Origin of the sequence: Candidatus Rhabdochlamydia sp. T3358, from assembly GCF_901000775.1 — a bacterium.
In the GTDB taxonomy this organism is placed as follows: Bacteria; Chlamydiota; Chlamydiia; order Chlamydiales; family Rhabdochlamydiaceae; genus Rhabdochlamydia.
On record NZ_CAAJGQ010000020.1, the window covers coordinates 1 to 21779 of the forward strand.

Consider the following 21779-nt stretch of genomic DNA (forward strand, 5'->3'; position numbering starts at 1 on the left):
CTGCAAAGGATTTTGCTAAATGGGTCCGGCAGCACTGGAGCATCGAGAATAAATGCCACTGGATAGCTGATGTAATTTTCAAGGAGGATAATAATTTGATGGATCGAGGACACAGTGCAGAGAACATGGGTCTGTTTCGGCGCTTGGCTATGAATATAGCTGCAGTTGCTGATCCAAATAGAGGACTTGCTGCTGTGAGACGAGCAGCAACTTTTGGCTCTGGATACTTAAAGGGAATTTTGGCAATTATTTTCTGCAGAGAGGTGTCAAAAAATTTTAGTTAAATCGCCCTGCCCTTTAATCAATTTTGTGGGTTTACTTCAAGAATCACTACTAACTAAAAAAGGATGATATGGATATAAAAATTCAAAATAGTTTCTCAAATTTTCAAAACCCCCTTGGTTCAGTTTCTTCTAAGAAAAATATTTTAGGATCTCCCAAAATTGCTGCTAAAGCGCTGGCCAATAAATATGAGTTGGATATGTATTTCAAACCCCGTCCTAACATTGATTCCTGTAATCATGCAGTTGCTGTAGTTGCAGCAGTTGCAGCGATAATAACAGCAGCAAATGGCGCTATAGAAGCTGCAAAAAGAGGCAAAATAGTTGATACATTGTATCCTATTGACCTAGAGAATATTGAAGCATCAGGATTAGATATAAACCAATTATTGAAAATCAGAGAAAATAGAATATAAAAAAGAAGCATTAATATTTCCATAAAAGTGATTTTTTTTCTTAAGGTAAAGGCTGCAGAATAATTTTTAGGCCTAGTTGTTTTTATTCAATAAAAAAATTTTTAACTTTCTTGTATAGGGAGTTCATAAGCAGGAGTACTTAATGTTTTGGACCGTTGCCTTAATTTTCAGTTTTATTCTTTTATTAAGTCTTTTAAGAGAGATTAAGCGGCTGGATTTTATATGGAATCGTTTCCCTATATTTATGCAGTTTGTTCCTACTTGGAGTTTTTTTGCTCCTCTGCCAAATATGTTTGATTATCACTTGTTGTATCGAGAAATTTCTAATAATGGCAAAGTTCAAGAATGGAAAGAAGTTTATTCTCTTGAAGATCAACGTCCTATTTATTGTTTGATTTGGAATCCTAAAAAAAGATTTTCAAAGGCTTTTTTGGATCTTGCAATGGATCTTATCAGGTTCAGTGAAAAAGTACAGGATAACAAACAAGTATGCACTTCTCTTCCCTATTTACAAATATTGAACTATTTGGATTCACTTTGTAGAAAACAATCTAATTTCTGCCAAAAATTATCTAAGATACAATTTTTAATTTTAACAAATTCGAGAATATATGATTATGATATACTCTTTTTATCAGAAATCCATCCCTTAAGTAACGGATAGTATGATAAATTTAGACACTTACTATGCATTCAAAGATATTACATTTACTTATCAAGTAACTTTATATATTTTATCAATTGGTTTATTTATTACATCATTAGAAGATCTCAAAACCTGGTCAGTTTTCCAGTCAGAGGGAATTTTAAGTTGGAAAGTATCAAAATTGGGACTTAGATATACTACAAAAAGCCCAATAGCAAAACTGCTTAACTTTTGCCTGAATGATAAAGCTTTCAAAGGCTCCATATATCTGAGAATTTTTGGTGCTATTTTACTGTTTATATTTTCGGTATTTAATATCATATCGCCTTCTCTTCTTATTGCTTTATTCTTTTTTAAAATACTGATTGCTTTACGAAGTCCTTATGGTCTAGATGGTGCCTATCAAATGCATCTAGTGATTTTATTTGCGCTATCGATAGGAAGCTTATGTGGAATTTGCTCTAAAATTTCGATAATAAGTTTATGTTTCATAGCAGGAGAACTGGTTATTTCTTATTTTATTTCTGGAATTACTAAGCTAACTTCTCCTGCGTGGCGCAAATCATTTGCATTAAATGCAATTTTTAGCACAAGAACCTATGGTCATTCCTTATTTTTTCGATTGATCTCTCAAAGAAATGTTCTTACGACTTCAATAAGTTGGATGATCTTTCTTTTTGAAACATTGTTTTTTCTGGTAATATTTTTGCATCCTATGCACGCAATTGTATTACTTGTAACTGGATTACTCTTTCATTTATTTAATGCAGTTTTCATGGGACTAAACGATTTTTTATTTGCATTTTCTGCTGCTTATCCAGCTCTTATTTATTGCATACATAAAATCCATTTAAATTAAGAACGAGATAAGCAGAAATATGAAGATGCTTTACCCTAAAGATATGCATATAAGGTAATCACAACATTAACCTCAGTTTTGGGTTTTCTAGCTAGCAACTGGATCTAAATATTCCTTTACTAGAAGAACTTAAAACTGAGATTACTAATCTTGTTGTCTATCTTTTAGAAGGCGGCTAAAAAGGCCCTTCTAATCTGTAATCCTGTCATTTCGAATGAGAAACCGGCCTTTAAATTTCATGGGTACTCCTTTTCCTAAAAATAAAAAATCACCGGTATGGTTTAAAACCGAATGGATATGTAAGTGAGGTTCTGTAGTATTCCCTGAATTACCTACTCTTGCGATAATTTGTCCTTTTTGGATAACATCTCCTTTTTTAAATTGAACACTCCCTCTCATGAGATGTGCTAAAACAACCACCACATCTGAATTTTTTTTAGCGATAACTAGACAATTTCCTACTGGATGTTCTGGATCCATTAGACCTGGCTCTAGATCAGGATATTGATCTAACGCATTGATCACAATACCATCACATGGGCTATAGAGAATAGACCCATAAATAGTAAAATCATCCACTTTTTTAGGATTTAATTCGTTAACTCTTAATCCAAAACGGTTGAGTTGCACAATATCAAGGCCGTATCTTTGTGCGGGAACAGCATAATGATGATTAATTACCGAGCTTGCGCCACCTTGAAGTACGTAAAATTCACCTCCTTTAAGAGGAAACTCCAGATCGACCGAATAAGATGGAGAAAAAGAGCCATTTAAAGCTAAAAAAATATCTGGCATTAGAATACCACTTATGGAAAAAATAATTAGATACAAAAAAATCTGTCTGACAGTTAAGGACTTAAAAGAAAAGCTTCTTTTGATGTTTCGTAGCGATTTAAAAGCAACAATAAGAAATGCAATAAGTAAAAAATAGCGAAAAAAATAGCCGTAAGGCATTAACCAAAAACCAATTAAAAACAGAGTAATTACATAAACCCCATAGAGGGTTATCTCTGATAACCACTTTCCTAAGTTTACATTATAATTGTGCCACATTCGAACGAGAAAAAAAAATGGAACGACAATATAAAAAGAAATTAAAATGACCTGTTCCCAGATTTTGCTCACTTTAAATAACCTTTGATTGTTTTTTTACAACTCTTCTTCTTATTTATATTTAGTAAACATCTTATCCTTGTCTTTTCAAGTTTGAAGTGCACAGAATGATTAAAAAAAAGAATGGGCAGGTGATGAAAAAATCTCTATTGTGATTTTTAACAATAAACACAAGGAGAGACCTTGCCTAAAGGCTATCATCACCTAACCTATGACCAAAGATGTCAGATTTATATTTTAAAAGCTAGAGGAGATACATCTAGCTCAATAGCAACCATGCTAAAAGTTCATCATAGCACTATCTATAGGGAGCTTAAGAGAAATAAAGGGCAACGAGGATACCGTCATCAGCAAGCCCAAGAAAAAGCATTTCTTAGAAAAAATCAAGTTGCAGTGGAGCCCCATACAAATATCAGGTTGGCTTAAAAGACATGGTAAAGAACATGTTAGTCATGAGACCATCTATAATCACATCTGGAAAGATAAACGACAGGGAGGACAGCTTTATAGAGAGCTCCGTCATCGAGGGAAAAAATATAACAAACAGAGAAAGGGAACTTCTGGAAGAGGGAGCATTCCTGGTCGTATAGATATTAAGCAACGGCCCTGTATTGTAGAAAAAAAGACTCGTTTAGGAGATTGGGAACTAGATACAGTCATAGGGGCAGGACATAAAGGCGTAATTGTATCAATGGTAGAAAGAACTTCCAAGCTAACCAAGCTCGCCAAAGTTTCTCATAAAACTGCAGAGGAAGTAGGTCAAGCATTAATTGAACAACTTAAACCTATCAAAGATTTTGTACACACATTAACAGCCGATAACGGAAAAGAATTTGCCTATCACCAAATGGTTAGTTTCGAACTAGAGACAGACTTCTACTTTGCAACGCCCTACCATTCTTGGGAAAGAGGTCTCAATGAGCACACAAATGGACTAGTTAGGCAATATTTTCCTAAAACACAAAGCTTTTTAGATACCACTTCCAAAGATGTTAAAGAGGTAGAAACACTACTCAATAACAGACCTAGAAAAGCTCTTAACTTTGAAACTCCACTAGAAGCATTTAGCAGATTATCTACAAACATGCTATGCTCGGGTGCACAATAGATGTTTTTTTCAAGTATTTATATGTTCTTTTTTGTGCACTTCGAGGTTGAAAGGGCCCCTTAAGAAGAATATGGATGAAACTCATTATAATCAATTTGATTTTTAATAATTTTTTTTACTTTCAGTCTGCCCCTAAAGATTTTTTAGGTATTCCTTACAAAATTTTGCAAGATCTCCATATGTCTATTAGCTATCGATTCTCTTAGCTGATATATTCAAATCCATATCTTTTTCAAAAACAAGAGCATCTTAAAATTATCTTATTTACATCTATTTTTATTGACTCTATTGCCAAAGATAAATTTTTTTTTGTTGTTAAAAATCCTAATAAAATATTAATATTTTTTTTATTATTCAACTTACGCCTGCTCTACCAAGAAAGCCTAGTGCTGATTAGGCCGTGTTGTAAGGTTGATTATTAACTATAACTTTAAGGTAATATGAACATGAAAATTCAAAATCAGGATAGTTTCTCGAAAAATCAAAGTTCCATTAATTCAATTTCTTCCATCAAAAAAAATTCAGAACCCGCTAAAATTGCTGCTAAAAAATTAACCAGCGAACATGAATTAGCTATGTATTTTAAACCTTGCTCTAATGCTAATTCTTATCATGCTAATATGGTTGGACCTGGTGGAGCCAATGCAGGAGGGCTAGCTGCGGTAGCTGGAGCAATAGCTGCAGCTGCTGTTGCTCACCTGGGTGCAGGAGCAGGAAGAACAGTTGATATGCTGCACCCCCTAGATCTTGAAAATACTGAGTTATCAAAATTGAATGTGAACCAGTTATTAAAAGTTAGAGGAAACAGAATATAAAAAAGATATTGTATAAAACCAGGTAAAGTTTTTTTTATGAAAATGGAAACCCCAGTTTTGGGTTTTTCTCTTTGATTTTAAAGTAGATAGGTACTCATTTGGTGATCTTAAATTGCGAATTTGCAATAGTTTGAACAAATGAGCAAAATCTAGATGAAAAATACTAGGTTCCAAGCAAGTTTAGAAATAGACAAATCATTTGTTATCAATATTTTAGATTGTGATTCTTATTGGATAAAAACCCAAAACTCAGGTTGGAAGTCTTTTTTTCTTAAATAAAGATTGAGATGCAACTTTTGATCTATTGGACTTTCACCTGGTTTTTGGTTTTATTTTTTCACTTGTCTATGCTCAAAGATAAAAGACCCCTATGCTTTGGTTCTGCATAACAATAGCGATGCTTTTGGTCAAAACATTGAAACAGAAGGCCCTTCGAGTTTAGACGGAGTAATAGGAAGTTATTCAGATGCTGCATGCCATCTGCAAAGAAATAGAGAAAACGGATTAAGTTTTGTATTTTGAGAAGTTATTGCTGTTTTTTATAATAGACTAAATTGGTTCCTGTAATGTGGATAAGGAGATATTTACTGCTTATTTCATTCAAATAGGTAAATACTCCCTGAAAATCAGGAGTAAAATCATGCCACATCACAATAGCGTTGGGAGCCAAGATTTTCATAACATTTTCCGTATCGCTACGAACGCATTCATAAGAATGTCCCCCGTCTATAAAAGCAAAATCAACCAATCCTTCTCTACAAAAAGCCTTAAAATCATAAGCTGCAGAATCGCCAATATGTTGCATAATTTTTTTTTCACAAGAGGTCTTCTGATACTTTCTTTGTTTTTTCTGTTTATCTCGTACTAATTTTAAATCAACCTCTAAGATAGGCTGAATCAAAGAAGTTACTTCAGAGGGCAAATCCAAAGTATGAACAATAGCGTTATCTGGAGCGTTTAAAGCCATTTGAAGTGTAGTATTTCCATCAAATGTCCCTATTTCGAGCAAAACGTGTGGTTTTTGTGTGGCTACCATTGATGCAATGGTTAAGAGTTCAAAATGAGATACATTTCCACATCTTACATCAAAATTTAACAACCGGATCTCGTTACATAAATTAATGATCTGATCTAAGCTCTTATTTTCAATCTTACTTTTTTTTAGCATCCCTTTATAATAGGAAGTACCTAAAATATTTTTTAGTCCTTCTTTAGCTAAGTGAGGATATCTTAAAGTAAAAAACAGCGCTTTTATACGCCGTATATTTTTTTTCAAGGGCATTATATCCACAAATAGAACCTCTTTTTTGCAAAAAGTTTAAGATTAAATGTAATTGCTATTGCTGTGCAATCTATTTTCTGACAAAATAGACTTGTTCGAAACAAATATTCTCATGAGCTACCTTTCCAGTCTACAGCATCCTATTGTCAAGCACTTAGTTAAATTACGACAAAATCGCGCCTATCGCTATGAACAAAAAACCGTCCTAATTAGTGGAATAAAATTGATTCGCGAATTATCTCAAAAGTTTTCTTTCAAAAATATTCTGGTTGAAAAAACATATCGGCCTCTTTTTTCCTATAAAGCACAACAAACCAGCACCACTTCTTTAGCTATCCTAGAAAAAATTACAGGTCTTGAAGCCCCTGAGCCCATTGCAGCTGAAATCTGCATGCCTATCTTTCAAGATGTAAAATCTAGTAAGCGCCTACTGATCCTGGATAGAGTCGTAGATCCTGGAAATCTAGGAACTCTTTTACGCACCGCTTTAGCATTTGATTGGGATGTATTCTTAGTAGAGGGTTGCGTAGATCTGTATAATGATAAAGCGTTGCGTGCTGCTAAAGGTGCCACTTTTTTCTTAAAACTAGCTCAAGGAGATCTTATCGATCTACAGAACCTACTGAAAAAAGGATCTTTTCATATCTATGCAGCCGATGCTAAAGGAGATAAAATCAAAAAAATCTTATCAGAAAAACCCATTGCTTTAGCTTTGGGAAATGAATCCCATGGGCTAAGTCCCTTTATTATCCAACATGCTAAAAAAATAGCTATCCCTATTAAAAAGCCCGTTGAATCTCTGAATGTAGCCATTGCAGGGGCCATTTTCATGTATCTGTTACAGGGATCCAAGAATGAGTAAGCAAGATCACTTTCTCAATTGGGAGGAGCAATATTGGGGCTCAGATAGAAAGGCTTCGCGCAAACAAAGAAAAACCGCAGAAAAAAAAGATCGGTCCAAATTTAAAAAAAGCAATCAGGATCAACTGCTCAAACAAAGCAAAAAGCTTGTTAATGCAACGGATATACAAGGCAGGGTTCTCACTATTGCAGCAGATGGAATTACGGTTTTTGCAGACGAGCATTCCTATCTTTGTTCTTTAAAAGGCGCTCTTAAACAAAAGCGCGACCTCATGAAAAACCTGATAGCAGTTGGGGATCTTGTATCCATGCAAATCATCGATGAGGCTCATGCTGTGATTACTCAAGTATTGCCTCGCAATTCTATTCTGTCTAGAGCAGATAACCTCTCGCGCAATAAACAACAGTTAATCGCCACCAATGTAGATCAAGTTTTTATTACAGCTTCTGTTTGTAGCCCTAAATTAAAACCTCTACTTATCGATCGTTATATTATAGCTGCACAAAAGGGAAACATTTGTCCTATTATCCTTATCAATAAAGTGGATTTATTAGATAATCCCCCTGATAGGCTGTCTTTGGAAGCGATTGAAGAGGAAAAAAGATTATACGATGAATTTATTCATACCTATCAGTCCCTTAATTTCATCGTAATTCCTCTAAGCATTATCACTCAAGAGGGTATCGATGTATTAAAAACACAAATGCAAAACAAAACATCGGTGTTTTCTGGACAATCCGGTGTAGGTAAATCCTCTTTGATTAATTTGGTCACAGGTCTTTGTTTTGCAACAAGAAAAGTGGTAAAACGCACAGGCAAGGGCTCACACACCACAACACAAGCCCGCATGATCCCTCTAGAAGGAGGAGGATATTGCATTGATACCCCCGGTATTCAGAGTTTTGGAATCTGGGATATAGATAAAAAAACACTATCTTCTTACTTTTCTGAAATCTTTAGCATTTCCTCAGAGTGTCAATTTCCCAACTGCACCCATAGGGAAGAACCTAACTGTGCAGTAAAAAAAGCAGTAGAGACAGGAGAAATTTCGACCTTGCGCTTTGCCTCTTATTGCGCTTTAATGTCTTCTCTATCTAAAAAACATCAAAATCGTTAACCATTTAGGCATTTTATATGAGCAATATCGAATCTATTGATGCTTTAGAAGTACTTGATTCCCGCGGTAATCCCACAATTGAGGTCTCTGTTTTTGCTACAGATGGTAGCCAAGGTAAAGCCCTTGTTCCCTCCGGAGCATCCACTGGTGAACATGAAGCTGTCGAGTTAAGAGACAAAGACCCTAAACGCTATCAAGGTAAAGGTGTTCTGCAGGCTGTAGAAAATGTGATAGATCCTCTTGCTAAACTCTTAAAAGGAGAATCCATTTTTGCCCAAAATAAAATAGACCAGTTAATGATTCAAGCAGATGGAAAAGAAAATAAATCACGCTATGGAGCCAACGCTATTCTAGGGGTTTCTCTTGCAGTGGCTAAAGCCGCTGCTTGCTCTAAAAAAATACCTCTTTATAAATACTTACATCCTCAGACTCATTATACTATGCCCTGTCCTATGATGAATATCATCAATGGAGGAGCTCATGCAGATAATCTGCTCGATTTTCAAGAGTTCATGATTCGCCCTATCGGAGCACCTTCTTTTCGTGAAGCGCTGCGTTGGGGTGTAGAAATCTATCACACACTAAAATCGCTTTTAAAAAGCGAAAGGTACTCTACATCTGTTGGAGATGAAGGAGGATTTGCCCCTAGATTAGAATCCAATGAAATAACCCTTGATTATATTTTAAGAGCCATTAGAGAAGCTGGCTATGAACCAGGTCATCAAATAACTATTGCCATGGACTGCGCAGCCTCTGAATTTTATGACAGCTGTAGCAGATCTTATATTGAAAGAAAAAAACAAGCTGCAGGTATGCCTTTTAGCTCACGCTCAGCAGAAGAGCTTATTTCCTACCTTAGTGAGCTATGCGAAAAATACCCTATCGATAGTATTGAAGACCCTCTCGATCAAAATGACTGGAAAGGGTGGCATAAATTAACAGCCACATTAGGAAAAAAAATTCAAATAGTCGGAGATGATATCTTTGTAACCAATCCAAAATTTCTACAAAGAGGAATCGATCAAGGAGTTGCTAATTCTATTTTAATTAAACTCAATCAAATTGGAACCCTATCAGAAACCCTTGGGACTATAGATCTAGCCAAAAAAAATCGATATAAAACCGTTATTTCTCATCGCTCAGGAGAAACAGAAGATACAACAATTGCTGATTTAAGCGTTGCTCTTTCAACAGGACAGATTAAAACAGGAGCACCTTGTCGCACAGATAGAGTTGCCAAATACAATCGTCTACTGGAAATTGAACATGAACTTAAAGCCCATGCGCATTTTGGCAAATAAGTAGCGGCTGCCCTGCAAATAATAGAGTATGCGCAACTAAAGGATTTAGCTGCGCATCTATGGATAATATATATCTATCTCCAATAAGAGAGCCTACTTTAGAGACAAAATCTCCTTGCGCAACATAGGTAATAAATCGCTGTTTAGTTTTCTCTTCAAGCTGATTCCAGTTTTTCTTTGCCCGTCTAAATATTCCTGGAGGATGAAAAGCAATAGAGGGCTCTTTGCTTAATAGATCGCAATATTCGATAAAGGTATGTCCAGCCAGCGCTCCCCCTAAACTACAGCCCATTACACGCGCAGCATTTGTCTTCTGATGAACTTTTATTAACCATTCTTGAATCTGTAATTTTGCTTTCCTAAAAACTCTAAACCCAGGACCAGAAATATCCAAATCGCTAAAAAGCGAAGCCAATCCTCTTCTAGTAGTGGGACTAAAGTCGGTTCCTCGAAAAATTAAAAGGGAAGAAATATGAGGGTTTTTTGGAGTCCACCCAAAAGCTGGCATCTGCTGCCAAAGGTTAAAAACTCGATCTAGAACAAATGTTTCTAAAGTGATTTGATTTTGTAAATTACGAACAGGAACTTTTATCTCTTGGTTTAAAGCAATATCACGATAAGCCAATGCTTTACAAAGAATCTCTGTCACACAAAAATCAAGCCAACTGCTATCTACTTGTATCGTATTTTCTAATGCTTCTTGTACAAATCTTAAATCTTCTTTATCACTAGATACTAAAGAGAGCAAGGGCGCATGGGAGAAATATCCATGCTCTTTGGCAAACTTTTGCAAGCTTAAAGGACTTGTGTAGGTTCTGATTTCTTCTTGTGTTTTATAAGAGCGTCTCTGGTAAGGGAAACAGATCCCAAGCAAGGAATCCAATTTCGATAGGCTCCAAGTTCGTACATTACTCATGAGGAGCAAACACCCTTTGAAGGGCTGGTCTAAATCGCTCTTCTATGAGTTGTTCTTTATTGGTTAATAGATCATCATGCAATGTTTTTACATCTATGAGTTGTAATTTTCTACAGCTAAAAACATCCTTTTCCGCACGAAAAATGGCTTTATATTCTTTATCGTGAATACAAAATTCTGTAGGAGAAAAACAAGCATTAAACCGGGTAATTACTGCATAAGGCCAATGATTTTCATCTAAAACAGATTGTCCTTCATAATTTCCTACAAATGGTTTTTTCAATAAATAGTGAAATAAAGTAGGGAAAATATCCATATGCGAACTGAGCCGATCTAAAGTGCACCCACTCCATTTAGGATCGCTGCCTAACCGATAATAAAGAGGGATATGAACTTGTGGGTAACTTAAATGAGAAGCATGAAAAAGATGTCCTTGTTCATAAAATTCCTCTCCATGATCTCCCGTGATTACCACCAAAGCATCTTTATCCGATTCAAGAGCTATAAAAAACCTACCAAATAGGGAGTCCACAAAATGCAGCGCATTTCGATAGCGGTTTTTAATTTTTTCTAAATACTCTTTGTTATTAGAAAGCGCTTTTAGATAGTTAAGTGTTTGATCTACTGGTTCAAAAGCAGATTTTTTTTCAAGAGGCCAGCTATAGTCTAAATGTGTAGAATCTAGAAAAGTAATAAATACTCGCCCCCCTTTATTCTGTTGCATATCCTCAATTAAACAATTGATAACAGCTTGGTCTTTTAAATAAGTAGGCTTCTCTACAGAATCCTGTGTCACTATTTTATCAATAAGCGCCCGATTACGACCAAATAAGCTCTCTTCCATTCCATAATAACCAAGGCGTGAGGAGGCATATACATGGATACGATACCCACTTGCCTTCAGTGTTTGTAAAAAAGGACTTCCCATGGCTTTTTGTTTTAATAATGAAGAATTCCAATGAAACGGTAATTGAGAATAAAAAAGTGAAAACCAGGAAAGATGCGTTGCATTTGCATTTGCAAGAGCTAATTTAAAAGAAAGCGACTGCTCTTTAAAAGAGCTCAAATGAGGAGCTATCTCTTGATTAATGAAGTCTTCCCTTAAAGACTCTACTATGAATAAATAGATATCCGGCTTTGCATCTAACTGGATTTTTTCGATCTCTAATAGATTATGCTCTTGCAAAGCCAAAATAGGTTGATCTACTTCTAAATACTCTTTTTCTTTCACAAAAAAAGTTGTTTTCCAAGGTAGGATTTTTTGATAGGCTTGCATATTACCCAGCATTTTTCTATCTAAAGTTACCAAATCCCAACCACATAGTAAAAAAAAACTACCACCTGCTAATACAACCAGAGAATTGAAAGAAAGATTAAGAGGAATTTTGTCGCTCCAGTATTGTGTTTTTTTAAAACACAATACACTTGAAATTAAGATAATAACCGCGCCAAAAAATAAAAGAATCCAATTGCTTAAAGAGATATTACTCGCATAAAGTAGCTCTAAAATATTGTCTCCTCCTTCTTGCAACATAAAATTTAGAGCAAACCAAAAAGAAATATCCATCAATCGAACAAGAGGGAAATCAATGATATGAGCTAATATTAAAAATAGACTCAACCCAACTATGTTGATAGCAAAAGGAACATATAAACTGAGAGTTTTAGCTAATATAATTAATAAAATAGTTTCAAGAGCACATTGTCCTATTGCATCCACACACCATATAGCTGCGCTGGGCTTTAGCAACAAATGAACAATATGTAATGTACTTATTAATAAAAAATAGAAGCCAAAAAACCAATAATTAATCGATTTTTCTTTCATAGATTATCTTTAATTTAATAAATCAGCAACAAACTCTTCCCAAGATTTTTTTCTCATAAAACCCTCAATGCGTTCGGGGTGTTGTGGATGTACCTGCTCCACAAATTCTGGTATAAAGCGTGTAAGGTTATCTACAGCGTATTCTTCATCCATACGACGAGAAAACCCTTTAATAAATTCATTCCACTTAAATTTGCTGGTCTTAATTTGGCGCATACAATCTTTTAGCTTTTGATCGGAAAAGATGTACCCAATAAAGCGCAAAGGATGAATGTAGTTTACTTGATCTCCTTTTTTCTCTAGGTAGCGCCGCTCAAGTAGTAACTTTACTAGTCCCTTTTCTGCCATTGTTTTGATAATGATCCTAATATTTTTTTTATCCTCTTCTAATAAAGGAAGTTGATAAAAAGAATCCTGCGTAGACACAGAAACAAAAAAAGCTTGCATTTGTCTTTGTATTTTTTCTTGATAAGCGGTTAGCTCTTTTTGCATATCCTTCCAACTAATCTTTTCAAATAGCTGATAAAAAATTAATGGTATATTCTCACAATCTCTTGTTAATCTTTCAAAGGCCTGATTTTTAATATTTTGATAGTTTTCATAATCAAATCTTTCAGCAAGAAAAAGATTTTGAGAGATTTCTTGAATAAGCATACATTTTGCTTTAAAAAAGTCATTTTGATCAATTAATTGATAAACAGCATCAGGAAAATTCTCCTCTATTTGCTCTTTAGATTGCACAGAGATAAATCCCATATGACTGATAATCAGAGATAAAAGGAAAATTCTCAGCATCTAACCCTCCATAAATTAAAATATTAGTTTTAATTATACAAAGAATTTCCTACAACAACTTTACTCAAAAAAGATAAGTAAAAAAATGACCAGAGATCTGTTGAGTTTTTTTTTGAAAAAATATAAAGAAATAAATAAGCCCCTTTCCAAGGAGGAAGAGATGCGTCATACGGTTTTTTTATTTGGAGAAGCAGAAAAAGGAGAGTTTTGCAGCCCTAAGCTTTGTGAATCCGCTTGTCAACTAGCAGAAAAATTTGGTAATCCTCCCAAAGGAAGCGAAGGATTACCATGTGGCATTCAAATGCTGCTCTACAATAGGTTACTCATCTATTTTAGAGTAAAAGAAGAAGGTTTTAGCTTATCTGATTATAAACAAGGGCTAAAAATGCTTAAAAATCCAAAAGCATTCCCCAAACTATCAGCTATTTGCATGCCTGGAGTAGGGGACGCAGATATCATCAAACGCAGCATTGCCATTTGTTTTTTATACCAAAGCACTTTCGTTACTTCTCAAAAAGATCTCTATGACTTCTTAACCAGCTATACTTCTTAGTTAAAATAATTAACCAATCCTGCTGTGTCCGGTTGCATGGTTTTTTTACCCACACTCCAATTAGCAGGACAAACCTCTCCATGAGCTTCAAAGCAAATTAACGCATCTAAAACGCGTAAAGCTTCCTCGACCGAACGTCCAATAGGAAAATCATTGATTAAAAGATGACGGATAATTCCTTGACGATCGATTAAAAATAAACCGCGGTAGGCAATTCCTTCTTCTTCGTGCAATACGCAATAATCACTAGCTATTTTCTTATTCAGATCAGAAACAATCGGATATTCTATCCCTTCAATGCCGCCTTTGGCTTTAGGAGTAGAAAGCCAAGCTAAATGAGAAAATCCACTATCCACTGAGCAACCAACCACCTGAGCATTTTTCTGCTTAAATTGTGGAAGAGCTTCTTGAAAAGCATGTAATTCCGTTGGACAAACAAAGGTAAAATCTAAAGGATAGAAAAAAAATACGACATACTGCCCTAAAAAATCATCTAAAGAAAACCCCTCTATTATTTTTTCTCCCTGCACCGCTTTTGATCTAAAAGAAGGAGCTTTTTTCCCAATCAGTAAACGACTCATATTGTCCTCTTGTGTAAAAGTTTTTCCATTGCATGAATGTTTGAGATCTCTTGCTTAATTGTAGTTTTCTCTCCGTGTCCTGGATAGACAATAGTTTCTTGAGGAAGAGCTTCTAGCTTCTTTAAAGATTCTATCATTTTAAGAGGAGGGCATGCTGTTGGCAAATCCATTCGACCAATAGCTCCTTGAAATAATGTATCTCCTGAAAAGAGTATTTTCTGTTCTTCTAGATAAAAACATACACCCCCTGGTGTGTGACCGGGAGTATGAATGACCTTAATACGCAGATCTCCTACCTCAATCATCTCACCATCTTTTAGATGATGATCTACTTTTACCCCTTGAATAGGAATAAAAAGAGGAAGCCCATCAGAACCAGGGTTTATAACATTAGCTTCATCGTCTTGATGTATATAAACCGGTATATTCAAATGAGAAATGTCTGCAATATGATCCCAATGAGAATGAGTAAGAAGGATTTTTTCTAGTTTTAATTGGTGCTCTTTTGCATAAGAGCTAAGCTCTTTAGCGCTATCTTGCCCCATATCAATTACAACGGCTGACTTAGAAGATGGGCAGATAAGCAAATAGCTATTCGTATCTATTGGCCCGGTTGAGAATCTTTTTACAATCATAGATAGCTCTCTAAAAGAAAAAATGCACCAGAGAGGATTCGAACCTCCGACCTCCCGGTTCGTAGCCGGGTGCTCTATCCAGCTGAGCTACCAGTGCATAGGGGTTATATCATCCTGATTTACTTGATTTTCAGCAAGAGCGTTTTATTTCAAACACGATCTTTAGAAAAACTTTTATTATACTTTTTTTTTCATTCTTGCAATACTCTCTTTTAAAAATCTAGAGGAGCTTGCTATGAAATTCATCCTTAAATACACATTAATACTTGCCATTTCAGCGACCCTCTATGGAGAAACAGAAAGCAAGTTTCCTATAATTCAAGAAACAAGACCTAGTGATTCAACTAAAAACAGTTCCGATAAGCTCATTTATTTGCCCGGTGACTGTATAGAAAAGGAAGAGTTTCTCATAAATCTTCATATCTTAAATCTTGAGTCTTGTTTAAAGATTCCAGCAGATTTTTTAGCTGAATTAATTTTATCACAAGATGCTGATGTGGTCTGCATCCAAGACATAGATACTCATTATGCTGATGGTTTATATGTACTTCTTCTGGAGGGCTATGCTCATTTCTTATACATGAACCCATCTTCCAAAAAACACTTTGACTCTTCTCTTGATGGTTTTTTTATTGCTAGTAAGTATCCTATGGAAAATGCCCAATTTAATCCCTTTAAGGATCCAGAAAAAGAGGGTGAAGGCTGTTTAGATTTTATTATCAAAAACAAAAATACGCCTATTGGACATATTTATCTTGCTCATCTACAAAAAGACCCGGAAACCCAAACTCTTAAATTTCTAGAAGTCGTAGAAAAAATGAAGCTCGATTTCCTAAACACAAAACAACAGCCCCTCCCTTTTGTTCTCTGCGGTAAATTAAGTCTATTAGAAGATTCTGAAGAAGACTTCTTTTTCTTATCTGATAGCCAAAGAGATTTTACAGAAATGGAGTCTCTTACGCTAACCTCTATACAAGCAATAGAAGATGATAACTTGCCATTTGCTTTTGAACAGGAAACCTCTTATTCATTAAACAGCTCTCTTTATTCAAAAGAGCTGTAAAGATTTTAAGAAGAGCCTCTTGGATCTGGAGAGGGAAAAAGTGCTTTAAATGCCATTTCGATTGCGATATTTATAGCAAATGATACACCTAAAAATTGTATTACAGCTATATTAAAACCAAAAACTCTTAAGCCCTTCATTTTTTCAAAGCCTCTCATTCTTGCTAAAGAGCAGATAGTTGTGCTAAGACAGTAATTTAAACCTATTTTTACAAGGAGTCTTAAGTCCTTTTCCAAATCTTTATCTTCATCGGACATGAATGGCTCTTTTGCAAATCTGTTTTCCATAAAATTGACAAAGGTATCAGAAACTTTATTAGCTATTGAGCGAATCGCTCCATCTCTAGGAGAAATAACTTTGGTAATACGGCCTGCTAAAACTCCAACTGCTCCTGCTTTAAAGATGCTAGCTGCATTTCTAGAAGTTGTTTGCATGTAAAAAGAATCATTCTGCCAAGCTGATTGTAAGCGTTGTACTATTTTCATTTGGTTCTTCTTGCTCCTAATCAGTAGCCATCTCTTCTAAAAATCCTTTTATAAAAGAAGAGATGATAAAGGAACTAACAAAAGTCCATTTAGCTGTATTAAAAGTTATATTGGTAGCTCTTGTAGCTATGCATATGCCACCGAAAATACTAAATAAACGTCTTAATTTATCACTTTCCCCTAAATCTTTTTTTCCTCCTACCAGCCTATTTAGAACATGAGCGGCAACTGTTTGAGCTAACATATAGACGGCTCCATTCATAGGGGAAAGAACTGTAATCCATCTTTTTAAAAAATAACCTGAGAGAACTGCACCTGTTGCCCCTAAAGCTGCATCATATAGGGACTTTTCTAAAAAATTACTGATATTCATATTTTATACCTTCTTGTTAGGAAAACTCGAAGAGAGTACACATTTAACAGAAAAAAATAAACATTTACTATTTTAGATAAACTCTTGAAAAAACCCTATTCTCAGCTATTCTTTTCCCAAAAATACTAGAGTAACTATAATCATAGCTCAACTGATCTGGGAGAAAAAATGGACAGAAAAATATCGATGGATGACATTGTGGCTCTTTGTAAAAGAAGAGGTTTTATCTTTCAAAGTTCTGAAATTTACGGGGGCCTTCAAGGAATATATGACTATGGTCCTTTAGGCGTTGAGCTTAAAAATAATTTGAAATCAGCCTGGTGGAAATCTATTGTATATGAAAGAGATGATATTGAGGGTTTAGACTGCTCGATCATTACCCATCGTTTAACACTGAAGTACTCCGGTCATGAAGATACCTTTACCGATCCTATGGTGGATTGCCGTCAATGTAAGCACCGTATGAGAGCAGATCATATTGTTGACCACACATGTGATCATTGCGGATCTAAAGACTTAACAGAAGCCCGCAATTTTAATTTGATGTTTCGCACTAATTTAGGGCCTGTTGATGATGGAACAAGCTTTGCTTATCTTCGTCCAGAAACAGCACAAAGCATCTTTATCAATTTCAAAAACGTAGTCGATTCAACCTCAAGAAAAATCCCCTTTGGTATTGCACAAATTGGAAAAGCGTTCCGCAATGAGGTTACCCCCAGAAATTTTATTTTTAGGGTACGCGAATTTGAGCAAATGGAGCTCGAATTTTTTGTAAAACCAGGTGAAGATGAAACCTGGCATAAAATCTGGGTAGAAAATCGATTAAATTGGTGGAAAGAACAAGGCCTTCTAACAGAAAATCTTCAATTACAACCACAAAAAAAAGAAGAACTGGCGCATTATTCAAAAGCTACTACTGATATTTTATATAGGTTTCCACATGGCTTTGAAGAATTAGAAGGGATTGCCAATCGAACAGATTTCGATTTAGGATCTCACACCAAAGCCAAAGAAGAATTTAAGTTGTTTGCGAGTGTAGCAGCTAATAGTGATTCAAATACAAAACTTGGAATTCAAGATCCTCAGACCAAAGAGTATATCATTCCATTTGTTATTGAACCTTCTGCTGGTTTAGACCGTGGCGTATTAGCCATTCTAACGCAAGCTTTTACAGAAGAGATGTTACCAGAAGGACAAAAGCGTATTGTTCTAAAACTAAAACCTCATCTAGCTCCGATTAAAGTAGCGGTTGTTCCCTTAGCCCGTAACAATGAAAAAATTGTGACAAAAGCTAAAGAAATTAAGCACTTCTTACAAAAACTTGGCATTGGTCGTATTAAATATGAAGATACAGGGAATGTAGGTAAAGCCTATCGCCGCAATGATGAAATTGGAACACCACTTTGTATTACAGTTGATTTTGATACTTTTGAAAGTGCAGAGGAGACAGTTACAATTAGAGATCGCGATTCGATGCAACAACAAAGAATTGCAGTTAAAGAACTCATTTCCTTCATTAAAAACTACTTTTCTTAAAATATTAAGATCGCTCTTGTTATTTCAAGAGCGATCTTAAGGTTGAAACTTCTAAGAAATAGTGCAGCTATCCTTTGTACCGGTAGAACACACAGCAAGATCTTTAGAGCCAGTATTTGAGCTAGAACCTACAGCCATTACTTTACCACCATCATATGTTTTGAGCCCAGACCCACCAGAAGATGCACCACGAGCATTTTTAGCATATGCACTATATACAGATGGACTCTTCCAGCTCATGACTGTTTTAATAGCAGCTTCCTCTGATTGCAAGGAATTGTTCTCCTTCTTATCCCAAGGTCTTTGGCCAGGAGGGAGACCAGGAGGATTAGTTTCTGCATAAATTATATCAGGATCTCGAAATTCTTTTGGAGGTATAGGCCCTTTTATCATAAAAGGCTTCTTCGGCTCATTTTTTGGCTTACTTCCTTCAGTTTTGCTTCCTTTAGGCTTGCTTCCTCCAGGTTTGCTTCCTCCTTTGCCCCCTCCACTTTTTTTACCTTTAGCCTCTTCTGATATAGCACCCATTGAACTTGGTGAAAATACTGAATTACTGGTTATAGCTGACATTTCATTCTCCTTCTTGTAGGTTTTTTTGCAATTTCATATATATGAAAGAGGATTCTTGCTTCATGCGATTTAAAAGATCTACTTTATAATCTTTATGAAAAGAAGATCTTCTTTCCCATAGATCTTGCAGTTGCTTTATATTTTGATAAAGAGCCTGCCAAGAATCAATAATCTCTTCCATAACAGGAGCTTCTTCATCGAGCAGAACTTCTTTTTCTGCTGATTGGATATAAACTTCTCTCATTTCTTCAAGATTTTTAATAAATTGCTCGCTTGCTTGTAAGAAAAAATCAATCTCTTGCAGTTCTTTAGCGTCCATATATCACCTGTTATTTTAAGCAAGTTAAGATATTTGCTTAAATTCACTGTTCGATGGTAAATTCTTTAAACATTTTAAGTAAATAAAAAATTTATTATTTATCAAAAATTTTTTTTATTAATCTTTATGAAGAGATGAATATTTCTAATGCAACATGGCTTGTAAAAAGATAACTTGTAATTGGACTTGAAGAGTTTAAGAGAAAATGACGTGCATAACAAAACCTCATAAAAGAGCTACTCCTTTATGAGGTAAGATTAAAGGTTACTTAGAAACCCATACCACCCATACCCATACCACCGCCCATCATGCCGTTCATTCCGCCCATATTAGGCATAGAAGGAACTGCTTTTGATTTGGGTTTGGGGGTTTCTGTAATGACAGCAGCAACTGTTAATAGCATACCAGAAACAGAAGCTGCATGCATAAGAGCACTTTTAGTTACACGCACCGGATCGATGACTCCATCTAAAACTAAATTACTAAACTGATCTGTAAGACCATTATAGCCCCAGTTACCTGCTTGCTCAAATACTTTCTCAGCAATTAAGTCTCCTTGTTTGCCGCAATTATGAGCAATTGCAGCTGCAGGAGCAAATGCAGCCCTACGGATGATTTCTACACCAATTGCCTCATCACCACTAGATGTAATAGAGTCTAGAGCCTTAATAGCTCGTAGAAGCGCAACTCCTCCTCCTGCTACAATTCCTTCTTTAGCAGCAGCACGAGTTGCATGTAGAGCATCTTCAACACGCTCTTTTTTCTCTTTGAGTGCAGTTTCAGTACCGGCTCCTACATTGATAATAGCTACACCGCCGGATAATTTAGATAGCCTTTCTTCCAAATGCTGTTTTGCATAGTCGGAGGTCTCTCTTTCAATCTCTGCCCGTAAAAAAGATATTCTTTCTTGAAGAATTTTTTTATCCCCAAAACCATCAATAATCGTAGCAGAATCTTTAGAGATTTTAATGCTCTTTGCTGTTCCAAGAACTTCTAGGCCTGCATCTTTTACAAAAAGCCCTAGACTTTCTGTGATTAAAGTAGCTCCGGTAAGAATCGCCATGTCTTCTAAAAGAGCTTTCCTCCTATCACCAAAAGAAGGAGCTTCAATAGCACATACAGGTAGTGGGGATTCTCCTAGTTTATTGATAACTAAAGTAGTGAGTACCTCTTCTTCCATGCCATCTGCGATAATCAGAAAAGGTCGCTTGGTTTCTTTTACTTTTTCAAGAATAGGAACTAATTCCTTAACTTGTGATAACTTTTTATCCGTTATCAAAATCAAAGGGTTTTCATATTCAACGAGCATTTTTTCAGCACTATTCACAAAGTAGGGAGAAAGATATCCTTTATCAATCTGCATACCTTCTACAACCGTTAAAACAGTATCAATCCCCTTTGCTTCTGCAATGGTGATTATGCCATCTTGACCCACCTTTTGTATGGCCCTAGCTACAATTTCTCCAATTTCAGCGTCATTATTGGCGGAAATTGTCGCAATTTGCTTGATCTCTTCATCGCTTGTAATAGGGATTGCTAATTTGTCTAAAGCGGTTAGCAAGTGAGCAACCGCTTTATCCATGCCTTTTTTCAGCAGCATCGGATTCGCACCAGCTCCCACATTTTTCACACCTTCTTTATAAATAGCATATGCAAGGACAATTGCAGTCGTTGTACCATCGCCTGCAATATCTGATGTTTTACTAGAAGCTTGCTTGACCAGTTGTGCTCCTACATTTTCAAAGGGATCTTTGAGGAAAATTTCTTGTGCAACAGTTACTCCATCTTTGGTACAAAGAGGAGATTTTTCTCCTTTATTAATCACAACATTACGACCTTTGGGGCCCATTGTTGCAGCTACTGCTTTAGCTAATTTTTTTACCCCTTCTAAAATAGATTTTAGGGCTTCTTGATTAAATTGCAGCATTTTAGCCATATAGCATATCTCCTTTAAGGCTTAAAATTTAAACAAGAACTCCGAGAATATCATCTTGAGATATAATCAGATATTCAGCTTGCTCATCCTCTGTTTTTACTTCAGTACCAGCATAGGAAGAAAAAAGAATATAATCTCCCACTTTTACGTGCATAGGTCTTAATTTGCCTTGTTCATCGTATTTACCAGGACCTACTGCAACAACCTCCGCTTCTCGGGATTTTTCTTGCACGGATTCTGGTAATAAAATTCCACTTTTAGATTTTTTGGCAGCAGCTCTTTTTATAAGAACTTTATCTCCGAGTGGCTGCATATGATTAGCTGACATAAAACAACTCCTAATTTTTATTGATTTTGCATAGCAAATCCTACAAAACACAATCTATTTT

At 35.6% G+C, this 21779-nt stretch carries 23 protein-coding genes, 1 tRNA gene and 2 pseudogenes; 12 read left to right on the forward strand and 14 right to left on the reverse strand.

Annotation, left to right across the window (positions count from 1 at the left end):
• The 4 genes and pseudogenes from RHTP_RS06795 to RHTP_RS06810 all read left to right on the forward strand — a co-directional run.
• Positions 1-284: pseudogene (locus RHTP_RS06795) on the forward strand (ISAs1 family transposase); the annotation flags it as partial.
• 68 nt (positions 285-352) lie between these two features.
• Entirely contained in the window at positions 353-697 is a 345-nt protein-coding gene (locus RHTP_RS06800) for a hypothetical protein (RefSeq protein WP_138107376.1), read from the forward strand.
• 142 nt (positions 698-839) lie between these two features.
• Positions 840-1361 carry a hypothetical protein gene (locus tag RHTP_RS06805; RefSeq protein WP_138107377.1) on the forward strand — a complete coding sequence of 174 codons (522 nt, stop codon included), beginning with the start codon at positions 840-842 and terminating at the stop codon, positions 1359-1361.
• A 1-nt stretch (position 1362) separates the two neighbouring features.
• Positions 1363-2202, forward strand: coding sequence for an HTTM domain-containing protein (locus RHTP_RS06810; RefSeq protein WP_138107378.1), 840 nt, complete (start codon positions 1363-1365; stop codon positions 2200-2202).
• A 189-nt stretch (positions 2203-2391) separates the two neighbouring features.
• Here RHTP_RS06810 and RHTP_RS06815 read toward each other — a convergent pair whose 3' ends face one another.
• A complete protein-coding gene (locus tag RHTP_RS06815; protein ID WP_138107379.1) occupies positions 2392-3327 on the reverse strand; it encodes a M23 family metallopeptidase in 936 nt (311 codons plus the stop codon).
• A 171-nt stretch (positions 3328-3498) separates the two neighbouring features.
• On the opposite strand from RHTP_RS06815, the pseudogene RHTP_RS06820 reads away from it, so the two are divergent.
• Positions 3499-4423: pseudogene (locus RHTP_RS06820) on the forward strand (IS30 family transposase).
• Between the two features lie 446 nt (positions 4424-4869).
• Positions 4870-5238, forward strand: coding sequence for a hypothetical protein (locus RHTP_RS06825; RefSeq protein ID WP_138107380.1), 369 nt, complete (start codon positions 4870-4872; stop codon positions 5236-5238).
• Between the two features lie 526 nt (positions 5239-5764).
• Here the strand turns inward: RHTP_RS06825 and RHTP_RS06830 are convergent.
• On the reverse strand, positions 5765-6520 hold the full coding sequence (locus RHTP_RS06830; RefSeq protein WP_244609537.1) for a class I SAM-dependent methyltransferase: 756 nt from the start codon (positions 6518-6520) through the stop codon (positions 5765-5767).
• A gap of 112 nt (positions 6521-6632) precedes the next feature.
• Between RHTP_RS06830 and RHTP_RS06835 the strand changes: the two genes are divergently transcribed.
• From RHTP_RS06835 to eno, 3 genes are read left to right on the forward strand one after another with little or no spacing between them, the layout of a single operon-like run.
• Entirely contained in the window at positions 6633-7382 is a 750-nt protein-coding gene (locus RHTP_RS06835; protein ID WP_138107382.1) for a TrmH family RNA methyltransferase, read from the forward strand.
• Positions 7375-8499: a ribosome small subunit-dependent GTPase A gene (gene rsgA, locus RHTP_RS06840; RefSeq protein WP_138107383.1), complete on the forward strand. Its 1125-nt coding sequence runs from the start codon at positions 7375-7377 to the stop codon at positions 8497-8499. Before RHTP_RS06835 ends, rsgA begins: the two co-directional genes overlap by 8 nt.
• 17 nt (positions 8500-8516) lie before the next feature.
• Positions 8517-9800, forward strand: coding sequence for a phosphopyruvate hydratase (gene eno, locus RHTP_RS06845; RefSeq protein ID WP_138107384.1), 1284 nt, complete (start codon positions 8517-8519; stop codon positions 9798-9800).
• Here eno and RHTP_RS06850 read toward each other — a convergent pair.
• Genes RHTP_RS06850 through RHTP_RS06860 form a run of 3 tightly spaced genes read right to left on the reverse strand, consistent with a single transcriptional unit; the run spans position 9772 to position 13339 of the window.
• A complete protein-coding gene (locus tag RHTP_RS06850) occupies positions 9772-10716 on the reverse strand; it encodes a hypothetical protein (RefSeq protein ID WP_138107385.1) in 945 nt (314 codons plus the stop codon). The genes eno and RHTP_RS06850 overlap by 29 nt on opposite strands.
• A complete protein-coding gene (locus RHTP_RS06855) occupies positions 10709-12544 on the reverse strand; it encodes a sulfatase-like hydrolase/transferase (RefSeq protein WP_138107386.1) in 1836 nt (611 codons plus the stop codon). Before RHTP_RS06855 ends, RHTP_RS06850 begins: the two co-directional genes overlap by 8 nt.
• Positions 12545-12553: 9 nt before the next feature.
• Positions 12554-13339, reverse strand: a complete 786-nt coding sequence (locus RHTP_RS06860) for a DUF8085 domain-containing protein (protein WP_138107387.1) — start codon at positions 13337-13339, stop codon at positions 12554-12556.
• A 160-nt stretch (positions 13340-13499) separates the two neighbouring features.
• Between RHTP_RS06860 and RHTP_RS06865 the strand changes: the two genes are divergently transcribed.
• Positions 13500-13892: a hypothetical protein gene (locus RHTP_RS06865; protein ID WP_138107388.1), complete on the forward strand. Its 393-nt coding sequence runs from the start codon at positions 13500-13502 to the stop codon at positions 13890-13892.
• Here the strand turns inward: RHTP_RS06865 and RHTP_RS06870 are convergent.
• The 3 genes from RHTP_RS06870 to RHTP_RS06880 form a co-directional block, all read right to left on the reverse strand.
• A complete protein-coding gene (locus RHTP_RS06870; protein ID WP_138107389.1) occupies positions 13889-14473 on the reverse strand; it encodes a peroxiredoxin in 585 nt (194 codons plus the stop codon). The two genes, RHTP_RS06865 and RHTP_RS06870, sit on opposite strands and share 4 nt — an antisense overlap.
• On the reverse strand, positions 14470-15108 hold the full coding sequence (locus RHTP_RS06875) for an MBL fold metallo-hydrolase (RefSeq protein ID WP_138107390.1): 639 nt from the start codon (positions 15106-15108) through the stop codon (positions 14470-14472). The genes RHTP_RS06870 and RHTP_RS06875 overlap by 4 nt, the downstream gene beginning before the upstream one ends.
• A 23-nt stretch (positions 15109-15131) precedes the next feature.
• Positions 15132-15205: transfer RNA gene (locus tag RHTP_RS06880), tRNA-Arg, on the reverse strand.
• A 138-nt stretch (positions 15206-15343) separates the two neighbouring features.
• Here RHTP_RS06880 and RHTP_RS06885 point away from each other — a divergent pair.
• Positions 15344-16171 carry an endonuclease/exonuclease/phosphatase family protein gene (locus tag RHTP_RS06885; protein ID WP_138107391.1) on the forward strand — a complete coding sequence of 276 codons (828 nt, stop codon included), beginning with the start codon at positions 15344-15346 and terminating at the stop codon, positions 16169-16171.
• A gap of 5 nt (positions 16172-16176) precedes the next feature.
• Here RHTP_RS06885 and RHTP_RS06890 read toward each other — a convergent pair whose 3' ends face one another.
• Positions 16177-16656 (reverse strand): hypothetical protein, encoded by a 480-nt coding sequence (locus RHTP_RS06890; protein WP_138107392.1) that lies wholly within the window; start codon positions 16654-16656, stop codon positions 16177-16179.
• Between the two features lie 16 nt (positions 16657-16672).
• Positions 16673-17029: a hypothetical protein gene (locus RHTP_RS06895; RefSeq protein ID WP_138107393.1), complete on the reverse strand. Its 357-nt coding sequence runs from the start codon at positions 17027-17029 to the stop codon at positions 16673-16675.
• A 168-nt stretch (positions 17030-17197) separates the two neighbouring features.
• Between RHTP_RS06895 and RHTP_RS06900 the strand changes: the two genes are divergently transcribed.
• Positions 17198-18565, forward strand: coding sequence for a glycine--tRNA ligase (locus tag RHTP_RS06900; protein ID WP_212742863.1), 1368 nt, complete (start codon positions 17198-17200; stop codon positions 18563-18565).
• Between the two features lie 51 nt (positions 18566-18616).
• Here RHTP_RS06900 and RHTP_RS06905 read toward each other — a convergent pair whose 3' ends face one another.
• From RHTP_RS06905 to RHTP_RS06920, 4 genes are all read right to left on the reverse strand, one after another.
• Positions 18617-19135: a hypothetical protein gene (locus RHTP_RS06905; RefSeq protein ID WP_138107394.1), complete on the reverse strand. Its 519-nt coding sequence runs from the start codon at positions 19133-19135 to the stop codon at positions 18617-18619.
• 1 nt (position 19136) lies between these two features.
• Positions 19137-19454, reverse strand: a complete 318-nt coding sequence (locus tag RHTP_RS06910; protein ID WP_138107395.1) for a hypothetical protein — start codon at positions 19452-19454, stop codon at positions 19137-19139.
• A gap of 268 nt (positions 19455-19722) precedes the next feature.
• The gene (groL, locus tag RHTP_RS06915; RefSeq protein ID WP_138107396.1) at positions 19723-21390 is read right to left on the reverse strand and encodes a chaperonin GroEL; all 1668 of its coding nucleotides are present in this window, start codon (positions 21388-21390) and stop codon (positions 19723-19725) included.
• Between the two features lie 28 nt (positions 21391-21418).
• Complete coding sequence (locus RHTP_RS06920; RefSeq protein WP_138107397.1) at positions 21419-21718, reverse strand: co-chaperone GroES; 300 nt, start codon at positions 21716-21718, stop codon at positions 21419-21421.
• Positions 21719-21779 lie beyond the last annotated feature (61 nt).